The organism is Pseudomonas costantinii (genome assembly GCF_001870435.1).
GTDB classification, from domain to species: domain Bacteria; phylum Pseudomonadota; class Gammaproteobacteria; order Pseudomonadales; family Pseudomonadaceae; genus Aquipseudomonas; species Aquipseudomonas costantinii.
This window is the reverse complement of the sequence record NZ_MDDR01000039.1, coordinates 227,138-238,763: the sequence shown is the minus strand read 5'-3', so window position 1 is coordinate 238,763 and position 11,626 is coordinate 227,138. Positions and strand designations below refer to the sequence as shown.

Annotated in this window: 12 protein-coding genes; 8 read left to right on the top strand and 4 right to left on the bottom strand. The window is 61.4% G+C overall.

Going from position 1 to position 11,626, the window contains the following annotated elements:
- Nucleotides 1-5 precede the first annotated feature (5 nt).
- The 5 genes from BFL40_RS24945 to BFL40_RS24925 all read left to right on the top strand — a co-directional run bounded on the left by BFL40_RS24945 (nt 6) and on the right by BFL40_RS24925 (nt 4,255).
- Nucleotides 6-449, top strand: a complete 444-nt coding sequence (locus BFL40_RS24945; RefSeq protein ID WP_071486422.1) for a hotdog fold thioesterase — start codon at nt 6-8, stop codon at nt 447-449.
- 97 nt (nt 450-546) lie between these two features.
- On the top strand, nt 547-1,350 hold the full coding sequence (locus BFL40_RS24940) for an alpha/beta fold hydrolase (RefSeq protein WP_071486421.1): 804 nt from the start codon (nt 547-549) through the stop codon (nt 1,348-1,350).
- Nucleotides 1,347-2,201 (top strand): alpha/beta hydrolase, encoded by an 855-nt coding sequence (locus BFL40_RS24935; protein ID WP_071486420.1) that lies wholly within the window; start codon nt 1,347-1,349, stop codon nt 2,199-2,201. Before BFL40_RS24940 ends, BFL40_RS24935 begins: the two co-directional genes overlap by 4 nt.
- 102 nt (nt 2,202-2,303) lie before the next feature.
- Nucleotides 2,304-3,122 (top strand): DUF4892 domain-containing protein, encoded by an 819-nt coding sequence (locus BFL40_RS24930; RefSeq protein ID WP_074851569.1) that lies wholly within the window; start codon nt 2,304-2,306, stop codon nt 3,120-3,122.
- Between the two features lie 71 nt (nt 3,123-3,193).
- Nucleotides 3,194-4,255, top strand: a complete 1,062-nt coding sequence (locus BFL40_RS24925) for an AI-2E family transporter (RefSeq protein WP_071486418.1) — start codon at nt 3,194-3,196, stop codon at nt 4,253-4,255.
- On the opposite strand, the gene BFL40_RS24920 is transcribed toward BFL40_RS24925, so the two are convergent.
- On the bottom strand, nt 4,252-5,289 hold the full coding sequence (locus BFL40_RS24920) for a sensor histidine kinase (RefSeq protein ID WP_071486417.1): 1,038 nt from the start codon (nt 5,287-5,289) through the stop codon (nt 4,252-4,254). The two genes, BFL40_RS24925 and BFL40_RS24920, sit on opposite strands and share 4 nt — an antisense overlap.
- Complete coding sequence (locus BFL40_RS24915; protein WP_071486475.1) at nt 5,289-6,053, bottom strand: response regulator; 765 nt, start codon at nt 6,051-6,053, stop codon at nt 5,289-5,291. Before BFL40_RS24915 ends, BFL40_RS24920 begins: the two co-directional genes overlap by 1 nt.
- Nucleotides 6,054-6,312: 259 nt before the next feature.
- Between BFL40_RS24915 and pyrF the strand changes: the two genes are divergently transcribed.
- On the top strand, nt 6,313-7,011 hold the full coding sequence (gene pyrF / locus BFL40_RS24910; protein ID WP_012723118.1) for an orotidine-5'-phosphate decarboxylase: 699 nt from the start codon (nt 6,313-6,315) through the stop codon (nt 7,009-7,011).
- Between the two features lie 223 nt (nt 7,012-7,234).
- On the top strand, nt 7,235-7,438 hold the full coding sequence (gene csrA / locus BFL40_RS24905; protein ID WP_071486416.1) for a carbon storage regulator CsrA: 204 nt from the start codon (nt 7,235-7,237) through the stop codon (nt 7,436-7,438).
- Between the two features lie 8 nt (nt 7,439-7,446).
- Here csrA and BFL40_RS24900 read toward each other — a convergent pair whose 3' ends face one another.
- Together BFL40_RS24900 and mnmC are read right to left on the bottom strand one after the other, a co-directional pair.
- Nucleotides 7,447-7,674, bottom strand: a complete 228-nt coding sequence (locus tag BFL40_RS24900; protein WP_003192759.1) for a YheU family protein — start codon at nt 7,672-7,674, stop codon at nt 7,447-7,449.
- 212 nt (nt 7,675-7,886) lie between these two features.
- Nucleotides 7,887-9,875, bottom strand: coding sequence for a bifunctional tRNA (5-methylaminomethyl-2-thiouridine)(34)-methyltransferase MnmC2/FAD-dependent 5-carboxymethylaminomethyl-2-thiouridine(34) oxidoreductase MnmC1 (gene mnmC / locus BFL40_RS24895; protein WP_071486415.1), 1,989 nt, complete (start codon nt 9,873-9,875; stop codon nt 7,887-7,889).
- 157 nt (nt 9,876-10,032) lie between these two features.
- On the opposite strand from mnmC, the gene pap reads away from it, so the two are divergent.
- Nucleotides 10,033-11,550 carry a polyphosphate:AMP phosphotransferase gene (gene pap, locus BFL40_RS24890; RefSeq protein ID WP_071486414.1) on the top strand — a complete coding sequence of 506 codons (1,518 nt, stop codon included), beginning with the start codon at nt 10,033-10,035 and terminating at the stop codon, nt 11,548-11,550.
- Nucleotides 11,551-11,626 lie beyond the last annotated feature (76 nt).

The window sequence follows — 11,626 nt, the reverse complement described above, 5'->3', positions numbered from 1 at the left end:
ATGGCATGAGCCTGTGGCGCACCCAACCGAATATCGAGCAACTTAACGCCATCCAGAAAAACACCATCGGTGAACTGCTGGATATTCGTTTCGAAAGCTTTGATGACGAATCCCTGACTGCCAGCATGGTGGTTGATCACCGCACCCATCAGCCTTACGGCCTGCTGCATGGCGGCGCGTCCGTGGTGCTGGCCGAGAGCCTCGGCTCCATGGCGGCCTACCTGTGCATCGATGCCAGCAAGTTTTATTGCGTGGGCCTGGAGGTCAACGCCAACCACCTGCGCGGTGTGCGCAGCGGGCGGGTGACGGCAGTGGCGCGGGCGATCCATATCGGTCGTACCACCCAGGTCTGGGACATCCGCTTGACCAGCGATGATGGCAAGGCCAGCTGCATATCACGCCTGACCATGGCGGTAGTGCCTCTGGGCCAGAACCCACCGGCGCGATAGGCGTGGCGTGAGTGTCATCATTCCTGGCAGTTACAGTCATTGCTGTACCGACCCGGCATGGTGACAATCAACTTCTGTTTTTGTAGATGGATCCGGTATGTCGCAACACGTGTTTTTTGCTCACGCCAATGGCTTCCCTTCGGCCACCTACGGCAAGCTGTTTGCCGCCCTGGCCCCGGAATACGCGGTGGCTCACCTGCCGCAGCATGGTCACGACCCCAGGTTTCCGGTGGACGATAACTGGCAGAATCTGGTGGACGAACTGATCCACCATCTGGAGCAGCAACCGGAGCCGGTGTGGGGCGTGGGCCATTCCCTCGGTGGTGTGTTGCATTTGCACGCGGCCATGCGTTGTCCGCAGCTGTACCGTGGCGTGGTGATGCTCGACTCTCCGGTGCTGACCCGCGCAGACCGCTGGGTAATTCGGGCCGCCAAGCGCTTGGGTTTTATCGATCGCCTGACCCCGGCTGGGCGTACCTTGGGCCGCCGCGAGGAGTTCACCGATCTGGACGCCGCGCGCAGTTACTTTGCCGGCAAGACGCTGTTTCGTGGGTTTGATCCCGAGTGTTTCGACGCTTACCTGCAACATGGCCTGCAGCAGGTGGGTGATCGCCTGCGCTTGCGCTTCGATCCGGCCACCGAGATCAGCATCTACCGTGGCGTGCCGCACACCAGCCCGGGCCAGGTTCGCCAGTTGAAGGTGCCGCTGGCGGTCGTGCGCGGCCGCCAGAGCCGGGTGGTGATGCGTCACCACGCCAGCGGCGTTGATCGCCTACCCATGGGCGAGATGCTCACGATGCCTGGCGGCCATATGTTCCCCCTTGAACGCCCTCAGGACACTGCGACCTTGATCAAGAACCTGTTCTCTCGCTGGGAAGCCCGTGAGCGCAGCTGCGCATGAGTACGCCCGTCGAAGAAGTTCGCCTGAGCCTGCCGCACATCGAGTTGGCGGCGCATCTGTTCGGCCCTGAAGACGGTTTGCCGGTGATTGCGTTGCATGGCTGGCTGGACAACGCCAATAGCTTTGCGCGACTGGCGCCGAAACTGCAGGGTCTACGCATCGTCGCCCTGGACTTGGCTGGCCATGGGCATTCGGCACATCGTCCTACAGGGGCCGGTTATGCCTTGTGGGATTACGTCCACGATGTGCTGCAAGTCGCCGAGCAACTGGGCTGGAAACGTTTTGCATTACTTGGCCACTCCCTCGGTGCCATCGTTTCCCTGGTGTTGGCCGGTGCCTTGCCGGAACGGGTGACGCACCTGGGACTGATCGACGGTGTGATCCCGCCGACCGCCAGTGGCGAGAACGCTGCCGAGCGGCTGGGCATGGCGTTGCAGGCACAACTGAACCTGCAGGACAAGCGCAAGCCGGTCTACGGCACCCTCGATCGAGCGGTTGAAGCGCGCATGAAAGGCGTGGTGGCCGTCAGCCGTGAAGCCGCCGAACTGCTGGCCCAGCGCGGTTTGATGCCGGTGCCGGGCGGTTATACCTGGCGTACGGACAGTCGTCTGACCCTGGCGTCGCCGACCCGTCTGACCGATGAACAGGCGATGGCTTTCGTACGACGGGTGGGTTGCCCTACACAGTTGGTCGTCGCAGCAGACGGCATGTTGGCGAAACATCCCGAATTGCTTTCTCAGCTACCCTTCACGGTGACCACGTTGCCGGGCGGCCATCATTTGCACCTGAATGATGAGTCCGGCGCAGCTCTTGTTGCAGACTGTTTCAATCGGTTCTTCTCCACGCCTTGACTTGGCGGGGTCAACTGCCGAGGCTGGGCGGATTGAAAGGGAGTCAACCATGAACGATATCAACACCGCTATGACCACCGATGGCCAGGGCTCGTTGATCCGATGAGCATGCGTAAAGGATGTATCCGTTTCCTGGGGCTGTGCTGTTTCAGCCCTTTGGTGTTCGCCGCCGATGTGCCGGGTAGCCAGGACCTGCCCGCCGTGACACGCCAGGTCGACGCGCAAATCGTCGATTACCGCCCCGCAGAAGAAAAGGAACGCATCTACCCCATGGGTGCGATCCGCAAGATCAGCGGCCAGCTGCGCTACGAAGGCCAAGCCACAGCGCGCGGCCCAACCACTGCGATTACCTACGAATTGCCCGCCGAGCACACCTCCAGTGCCGCCTTTACCGCTACGCGCGAAGCGTTACAGGCGAAGGGCGCGCAGCTGTTGTTCTGGTGCCAGGCCCGCGATTGCGGCGAAAGCAGCCTGTGGGCCAATGAAGTGTTCGGCAACGCCAAGCTGGTGGGTGCCGATGGCCAGCAGGAATACTTGTTGTTACGTCTGGCGGCTCCACAGAACAACTCCTTGGTGGCGCTGTACGGCATCACCCGAGGCAACCGCCGCGCTTATCTGCACGTGGAACAACTGGACGCCAGCGTTCCGCTGGGTGATCTGTTGCCGACGTCGGCAACGCTGCTACGTGAATTGAAAAGCACCGGCGAGCTGGATTTTCCAGCGTTGGGTGCCGAGCCTGATGCCACCTGGCTGACCTTGATTTCCCGTGGATTGAACCTTGATGCCACCTTGCGTGTCAGTTTGACCGGGCCCACTGCTGAAGCCTGGCGCCAAGGCCTGATTGACAGCGGCGTACGCGCCGCTCGCATGGAAACCGGCACCGGTGACGCCAAAGGCCTTCACCTGCATCTGATACGCTAAGCGTTACGAGGCGAACGGACCCGTGCCGTTCGCCTAAGCTCTCTTCCTACAGCCTTTTCTTGAGATACCCCATGCCTAATAACGATCGCCTGCTGGTGCAAATCCTGCTGCTGGTGCTGTTTGGTGCCAGCTTCTGGGTGATGGCGCCGTTCTGGTCGGCGCTGTTCTGGGGCGCGGTGCTGGCGTTTGCCAGTTGGCCGCTGATGCGCCTGCTCACCCGCGCGCTGGGTGGCCGGGAGTCCCTGGCCGCTGGCATCCTGACCTTGTGCTGGATGTTGCTGGTCGCGGTGCCGTTGGTATGGCTGGGTTTCAACCTGGCGGACCATGTGCGAGACGCCGTGGGCTTGATCAAGGACATTCAGGTCGACGGCCTGCCCGCCGCACCTACCTGGCTGGGGTCGATTCCCTTTGTCGGCGAGCGGCTGGTGGCAATGTGGGACAGCATTGATCAGCAGGGTGCAGCGCTGATGGTCACTCTCAAGCCGTACCTGGGGCAGGTCGGTAACTGGCTGCTGGCGCGCAGTGCTCAGATCGGCGGCGGTATCCTCGAGCTGACCCTGAGCCTGGTGTTCGTGTTCTTTTTCTACCGCGATGGCCCGCGCCTGGCGATGTTCGTGCACCGCCTGCTGGAACGCCTGATCGGTGAGCGTGCCGGTTATTACATCGAACTGGTGGCCGGCACGGTGCAGCGGGTGGTCAACGGCGTGATCGGCACGGCTGCCGCCCAGGCCTTGCTGGCACTGATCGGTTTCCTGATCGCCGGTGTTCCAGGTGCGCTGGTACTGGGTATGGTCACCTTCCTGCTCAGCCTGATCCCCATGGGACCGCCGCTGGTGTGGATTCCGGCCACGGCCTGGCTGGCCTGGAAGGGCGATTACACCTACGCGGTATTCCTTGGCGTCTGGGGCACGTTCATCATCAGCGGGGTGGACAACGTGCTCAAACCGTACCTGATCAGCCGAGGCGGCAACTTGCCGCTGGTAATTGTGCTATTGGGCGTGTTTGGCGGGTTGATCGCCTTTGGTTTCATCGGCCTGTTTATCGGCCCGACCTTGCTGGCGGTGGCCTACAGCCTGCTGACGGATTGGAGTACGACCCAGGCGCAGGGCCGTCGAGATGACACAGTCCTTTAAGCCCTAGGCAGCCACATCACCGCGGTCAAACCTCCGCCTGGAGTGTCCTCCAGGCTCAGGTGGCCGCCGAGGCGCTCCACCGCCTCCTTGGAAATCGTCATGCCCAGACCAACTCCCCCGGAGTTACGGTTGCGTGAGCCTTCCAGGCGAAAGAACGGCTCGAATACCGCCTCACGTTTATCGGCCGCAATTCCGGGGCCGTGGTCGATCACACGGATCACAAGGGCCCCACGGCTGTCCGCCAGCTCCACACGTGCTGTGCCGGCATAGCGCAAGGCATTGTCGATCAGGTTGTTGAGGCATGAGCGCAGGGCCATGGGTTGCACCTGCAAAGGCGCGCAACTGCCGGAGAACTGCACGTCCGAGCCTTGGTCCTGGGCGTTTTCGCTGAGGGACTCCACCAGCGCCTGCACGTCGAGCCAATGCCGCGTTTCGCTGGTGCGTTGTTCGTGCAGGTAGCTCAGGGTAGCGTCGAGCATGCCGATCATGTCGTTCAGGTCCTGACGCATCTGGCCTTGCAACTTGGTGTCTTCGATCTGTTCCAGGCGTAGCTTGAGCCGTGACAACGGGGTGCGCAGGTCATGGGAGACGGCGCCGAGCATGCGTGCGCGCTGGCTGACCTGCTCGCGAATACGCTTTTGCATCAGGTTGAAGGTCGATGCAGCTTGCCGAGCTTCCCGTGGCCCGGACTCGTTGAGCGGCGGGCTATCGAGGTCGAGGCTCAAGCGTTCGGCCGCTGCGCTGAGGCGCTGGATCGGCCGGCTCAACAGCTTGGCGCCATACCAGGCGGCGATGATCAGCGAGATGAACTGAAACGTCAGAGGCACCACCGGGCCACCAAACCACGGGCGTGGGTGCTTCTTCGGGAGCGGCGTGAACGTACCGTCCGCCTGTTGGACAAAGGTGTTTTCGGGTGGCGGTGGGGGGGCGCCGTAATGGTGAAACCAGAAGAACGCCAGAGCATGGGCCAGCACAATGGCCACCAGCAATACGCCGAACAGCCTTCCGAACAACGTATTGAAAGTGGCACGCATCAACCGATATCCCGGGCGTCGAACAGGTAACCTTCGCCACGTACGGTCTTGATCAACTGCGGTGCTTTTGGGTCATCCCCGAGCTTTTGTCGCAGGCGCGAGACCAGCAAGTCGATGCTGCGATCAAACGCTTCGATGGAACGGCCACGGGCAGCGTCCAGCAGTTGTTCACGGCTCAGCACGCGGCGCGGACGTTCGATAAACACCCACAGCAGGCGAAACTCGGCGTTGGACAGCGGCACCACCAGACCATCGTCGGCCACTAATTGGCGCAGCACACTGTTGAGGCGCCAGTTGTCGAAACGGATGTTGGCGCGCTGTTCGGTACGGTCATCGCGCACCCGGCGCAGGATGGTCTGGATGCGTGCTACCAGTTCTCGTGGCTCGAACGGCTTGGACATGTAGTCATCGGCGCCCAGTTCCAGGCCGATGATGCGGTCGGTGGGTTCGCAGCGAGCGGTGAGCATCAGGATCGGGATGTCCGATTCGGTGCGCAGCCAGCGACACAGCGACAGGCCATCTTCGCCCGGGAGCATCAGGTCCAGTACCACCACATCAAAGGTTTCGGCTTGCATGGCCTGGCGCATGGCGGCGCCATCGGTGACGCCGCTGGCGAGAATATTGAAGCGCGCCAGGTAGTCGATCAGCAGTTCGCGGATCGGCACATCGTCATCGACGATCAGCGCACGGGTGTTCCAACGCTTGTCTTCGGCGATCACCGCGCCTTTTTGCTCTTCGTTTACAGAGACGGTAGTGGTATGCATAGTGCGATCATCTGCCTGGTTGTTGCTGTCAGCATAGGCGCCCAGCTCCATGGCTGGAAGTGCTGGACGGGCGGTCATGTGCGCGAGGCTAGTCGTGGGTCATGTTGAGGGCATGTCGGGAATGTATCAGTCTTGAAACAATTGACTGAAATGCCGGGTAATGGGCGGTTGATCAGTATTTACCGATCATCGGATCCCGCAACGGCGCCGCTTGCGCTACAATCCGCGCCGATTTCGACTTGCCTGAGAGCCCATTCCAATGTCCGTCTGCCAGACTCCTATCATCGTCGCCCTGGATTACCCCACTCGTGACGCCGCACTGAAGCTGGCTGACCAGTTGGATCCGAAGCTTTGCCGGGTCAAGGTCGGCAAGGAACTGTTCACCAGTTGTGCTGCGGAAATCGTCGGCACCCTGCGTGACAAAGGTTTCGAAGTGTTCCTCGACCTGAAATTCCACGATATCCCCAACACCACCGCCATGGCGGTGAAAGCCGCGGCCGAAATGGGCGTATGGATGGTCAATGTGCACTGCTCCGGCGGTTTGCGCATGATGACCGCCTGCCGCGAAGTGCTGGAACAGCGCAGCGGCCCGAAACCCCTGCTGATCGGTGTGACCGTGCTGACCAGCATGGAGCGCGAAGACCTGGCCGGCATCGGCTTGGATATCGAGCCTCAGGAGCAGGTTTTGCGCCTGGCGGCCCTGGCGCAGAAGGCTGGCCTTGATGGCCTGGTCTGCTCGGCGCTGGAAGCCCAGGCCTTGAAGACCGCTCACCCGTCGTTGCAACTGGTCACCCCGGGGATTCGCCCGGCCGGCAGCGCTCAGGATGACCAACGTCGCATTCTGACCCCGCGCCAGGCATTGGATGCGGGTTCCGACTACCTGGTAATTGGTCGCCCGATTAGCCAGGCGGCGGATCCGGCGAAGGCGCTGGCGGACGTGGTTGCTGAGATCGCCTGATACCTGTGGCGGCCTTCGGGTTGGTCATTTTTTAGGTGGATTGAGTGCATATCCGTTGTTTGGGAAACGGATATTGCACCCCACCAAAAACTGCAAATCACCACCGGTCTGTCAGGCAAATTACCGACCTGCGTAGGCCCCGCCTGTTTTTATCGCAAGGCATTGATGCCTCTCCACCCAAGCGCGCATGGTCAAGGTCCTGTCACTTCAAAAGGACAACCCCATGTTGGTCTTAAGCCGCGCCATAGGCGAAGTCATTTCCATCGGCGATGACATCACGCTGCACATTCTCGAGTTGAACGGTACCCAAGTTAAATTTGGCGTCGAAGCGCCGATTGGGGTGCATGTGCATCGCTCCGAGGTTTACCAGAAGATCCGCGAGCGCCAAGGCGCCGCCACCCATCCGGTGCCCATACCCAACCTCTGAAGCGAGGTTCAGTCGAACAGATGCTTGGGCACATCGTGCTTGAGCATCAACTGGCACTGCTCGCTTTCCGGATCAAACACAATCAGTGCCTGACCCTTGGTCAGCGCCTGGCGCACGCGTAGTACGCGGGTTTCCAGAGGCGTGTCGTCGCCATTATCGGTGCCGTCGCGGGTGACGAAGTCTTCGATGAGGCGCGTCAGGGTGTCGACTTCAAGTGCATCGTAGGGAATCAGCATACAAGCCTCGGCTGGAGAATCCCGGCGATGCTACTGCGCCGGGACTCAGGTTGCCAGTCTCAGGATTTCTGACCGACCAGGCTATCCGCCGATGGTATGCGGGTGCTGTTGTTCATTTGCGTCCCGTACTCGATCTGATGAGCTTGGGCGGCAGCGCTTCGCTCCAACTGGGCGTCGACGATGGCTTTAACGCACTGTTTGCCCGATTGAGGTCAGCGCGTCGCTGCCTTGCCTCGCACTAATGCACGCAGGGCAAATCGATTCGGGTGGCAGGCCTCGGCCACGCTTGCTGGCACCGGCAGCGGCTCGTCATTCAGCCAGGCTGCGAGCAGTTCGCCGCACAGTGGTGCGGTGATCAGCCCGCGGGAGCCATGGCCGCTGTTGATGTACAAACCCGGCAGCCACGGGCAGGGCGTATCCGGTACTTGCCGGGCGTCTTTGCCCAGCACGGCATAGGCGAGTTGGAACGCCGCGTGCTCGGCCAGCGGCCCGACGATAGGCAGGTAGTCGGGGCTGGTGCAACGAAATGCCGCGCGGCCCTCAAGTCGTTCGGGGGCCAGTGTGTCGGCGCCCAGGCGTTGCAGCAGGTCTTCGGAAATCTCCCGCAGCATTTCCAGGTTGCCGGCATGTTCGGCAATCGTTGGCGTGAGGTCTTCGTTGTTGAAATCAAAACTGGCGCCCAAGGTATGTTCGCCAAGCCGGGCCGGTGCGACATAGCCTTCGGCGCAGACCACGGTGGCCAAGGCCTCACTCGCAGGCGTTTGCGCCAGTCGGGTGATTTGCCCGCGAATACGCTTGAGCGGCAAGTCGGCACTGCACGGGAACCGCTTGATTTCGGCGGCACCGGCGAGCACTACCACACTGGCACTCGCCAGCACGCAGGCGCCGTCGCGGGCCTGCCACTGGTCGTCGACCCGGTGCAGCTCAAGCGCGTCCTGGTGGGTGAGGACCTCAATCAATGGGTGCGCCGCTTGCCATTGGCACAGTGCCGGTGGGTGCACCCAGCCGCCCTCCGGGAAAAACAGACCTCCCTGAGCCAGGGCGATCCCCGCTCGTTGCTGGGCCAGGTCGCGGTCCAGCACGTGCAGCAACTCTGGCGCGAAGGCTTCGGCCAGTTGGGCCTGGCGCTGAGCTTCCTTGGCGTCGAATGCCAATTGCAGCACGCCGCAGCCATCCCAATCGACGCCTCGGTGCAGGTGCTCCAGCAGGCGTCGGGTGTGACCAAAACCGCTGAGTATCAGCTGGGACAACGCCGTCCCGTGGGCCGACAGCTTGAGGTACAGCACGCCTTGTGGGTTACCCGAGGCTTCCTGCGCCAGCGCGGCATGTCGTTCCAGCAGGCTGACGCGCCAGCCCCGGGCCGCGAGGCTGGCGGCGGTAGCGCAACCGGCCAGGCCGCCACCGATGACCATCGCGTGACGCTCGCCCTCAATGGTCGCTGGGCGGGCAAACCAGGGTTTGCGTTTGGCGGGCGGCGGTGCGTCTTCGGGCCAGCCGAGAAACTCGCCGCGCAGGATCTCCCATTTGTGACCGATGCCCGGCGTGCGCTTCATCTTGAAGCCTGCGGCATTGATCAGTCGCCGTACCCAACCGGTGCTGGTAAAGGTGCTGATGGTCGAACCCGGTGCCGCCAGGCGCGCCAGTTCGGCAAACAGCTCGGCGGTCCACATGTCCGGGTTTTTCGCCGGGGCAAAGCCGTCGAGAAACCATGCGTCAATCTGCGCGTCCAGTTGCGGCAGTTGCTCCAGGGCATCGCCGATCAACAGGGTCAAGGTCACGCGACCGTTATCCAGTACCAGGCGTTGGAAGCCTTGGTGGATGGCGATGTACTGCGCCAGCAATTGCTCGGCGAATGGTTGAAGGTCCGGCCAGAGGGCGAGGGCGCGCTGCAAGTCGGCGTGGCTCAGCGGGTATTTTTCCACGCTGACAAAATGCAGGCGCGCACCGGCCACGGCGTGTTGTTCGAACAGTTGCCAGGCACACAAGAAATTCAAGCCCGTGCCGAACCCGGTTTCGCCAATCACCAGCCGCCCGCCTACCGGCAGCGCAGCAAAACGTTCCTGCAAACGGTTCTGTTCGAGGAACACATAGCGGGTTTCTTCAAGGCCCGATTTGTCGGAGAAGTACACATCGTCGAAGACCCGCGAGTGCGGGCGACCTTGGTCATCCCAGTCGAGCTGGGCGTGGGTAACGGGGTTCATGGGCGACTCATAAAAAATAACTGCAGGCGAAGGCAAGGCGGCCATTCTAGCCGATCAACAGGCAATGAATTGACCCATGGCAAGCGCGGGTGGAATTTCCTCCCGCGTGTTGTTGCCCAATCCGCTAGTCTTGATCCATCTTGAAACGGAGCTGCCCATGTTCGAATCCGCCGAAATCGGTCACGCCATCGACAAAGACACCTATGACGCCGAGGTGCCGGCGCTGCGCGAAGCCTTGCTGGAAGTGCAATACGAACTGCAACAGCAGAAGCGCTTCCCGGTGATCATTCTGATTAACGGCATCGAAGGCGCCGGCAAGGGCGAGACCGTCAAGCTGCTCAATGAATGGATGGACCCGCGCTTGATCGAAGTGCGCACTTTCGATCAGCAGACCGACGAAGAACTGGCCCGTCCACCGGCGTGGCGCTACTGGCGGCAACTGCCCGCCAAAGGTCGAATGGGTATCTTTTTTGGCAATTGGTACAGCCAGATGCTGCAAAGCCGGGTGCACGGGCAGATCAAGGACGCACGGCTCGATCAGGCCATTGCCGGGGCCGAGCGTCTGGAAAAGATGCTGTGCGATGAAGGCGCGCTGATCTTCAAGTTCTGGTTTCACCTGTCCAAGAAACAGATGAAGGCGCGCCTCAAAGCCTTGGCCGACGACCCGCTGCACAGCTGGCGCATCAGCCCCTTGGACTGGCAGCAGTCCGAGACTTACGACAAATTTGTGCATTTCGGCGAGCGCATCCTGCGTCGCACCAGCCGCGACTATGCGCCATGGCATGTGATTGAAGGCGTCGACGCCCATTACCGCAGCCTTACGGTCGGCAAGATCTTGCTCGAAGGCCTACAAAACGCGTTGAAACTGCCCAAGGGCAAGGCCAGTGGCATGAACCCGGCGCCGCTGATTGCGTCGGTGGATCAAAAGAGCTTGCTGGACAGTCTCGACCTGACCCAGTGCCTCGAAAAGGATGATTACGAAGAGCAACTGATCACCGAGCAGGCGCGCTTCTCGGGCCTGTTGCGCGACAAACGCATGCGCAAACATGCGTTGGTAACGGTGTTTGAAGGCAACGACGCGGCCGGCAAGGGCGGGGCGATCCGGCGTGTTGCGGCGGCGTTGGACCCACGTCAGTACCACATCGTGCCGATTGCCGCGCCGAGTGAAGATGAGCGCGCCCAGCCTTACCTGTGGCGGTTCTGGCAGAAGATTCCGGCACGCGGCATGTTCACCGTATTCGACCGCTCATGGTACGGCCGTGTGCTGGTGGAGCGTATCGAGGGCTTCTGCACTCCGGCGGACTGGATGCGCGCCTATGGCGAGATCAATGACTTTGAAGAGCAACTGCGCGATGCAGGTGTGATCGTGGTCAAGTTCTGGCTGGCGATCGATAAGGACACTCAGTTGGAACGCTTTCAGGCTCGCGAGGAAATCCCTTTCAAGCGCTTCAAGATCACTGAAGACGACTGGCGCAACCGTGACAAGTGGGACGACTACCGCGCCGCCGTGGGCGATATGGTCGACCGCACCAGCACCGAAGTCTCGCCCTGGACCCTGGTGGAAGCCAATGACAAGCGTTGGGCGCGAGTCAAGGTGCTGCGCACGATTAACCGGGCGCTGGAGGCGGCGTTCGACAAAACCGACAAGCACGATAAGAAAGACAAGAAGAAGTAGGCCTATCTATGGGGTGAATGATCGTCGCGATTGGGAGGGCCTGGATCTATCCTCGGTTTATCTCCCAACAACGACA

Excerpts from the sequence above, each read along its gene's own strand:
- BFL40_RS24920 (WP_071486417.1), bottom strand. The coding sequence starts at position 5,289 with ATGCGTGCCACTTTCAATACGTTGTTCGGAAGGCTGTTCGGCGTATTG.
- pyrF (WP_012723118.1), top strand. The coding sequence starts at position 6,313 with ATGTCCGTCTGCCAGACTCCTATCATCGTCGCCCTGGATTACCCCACT.
- BFL40_RS24945 (WP_071486422.1), top strand. The coding sequence starts at position 6 with ATGAGCCTGTGGCGCACCCAACCGAATATCGAGCAACTTAACGCCATC.
- BFL40_RS24940 (WP_071486421.1), top strand. The coding sequence starts at position 547 with ATGTCGCAACACGTGTTTTTTGCTCACGCCAATGGCTTCCCTTCGGCC.
- BFL40_RS24900 (WP_003192759.1), bottom strand. The coding sequence starts at position 7,674 with ATGCTGATTCCCTACGATGCACTTGAAGTCGACACCCTGACGCGCCTC.
- BFL40_RS24930 (WP_074851569.1), top strand. The coding sequence starts at position 2,304 with ATGAGCATGCGTAAAGGATGTATCCGTTTCCTGGGGCTGTGCTGTTTC.
- BFL40_RS24915 (WP_071486475.1), bottom strand. The coding sequence starts at position 6,053 with ATGCATACCACTACCGTCTCTGTAAACGAAGAGCAAAAAGGCGCGGTG.
- csrA (WP_071486416.1), top strand. The coding sequence starts at position 7,235 with ATGTTGGTCTTAAGCCGCGCCATAGGCGAAGTCATTTCCATCGGCGAT.
- BFL40_RS24935 (WP_071486420.1), top strand. The coding sequence starts at position 1,347 with ATGAGTACGCCCGTCGAAGAAGTTCGCCTGAGCCTGCCGCACATCGAG.
- mnmC (WP_071486415.1), bottom strand. The coding sequence starts at position 9,875 with ATGAACCCCGTTACCCACGCCCAGCTCGACTGGGATGACCAAGGTCGC.
- BFL40_RS24925 (WP_071486418.1), top strand. The coding sequence starts at position 3,194 with ATGCCTAATAACGATCGCCTGCTGGTGCAAATCCTGCTGCTGGTGCTG.
- pap (WP_071486414.1), top strand. The coding sequence starts at position 10,033 with ATGTTCGAATCCGCCGAAATCGGTCACGCCATCGACAAAGACACCTAT.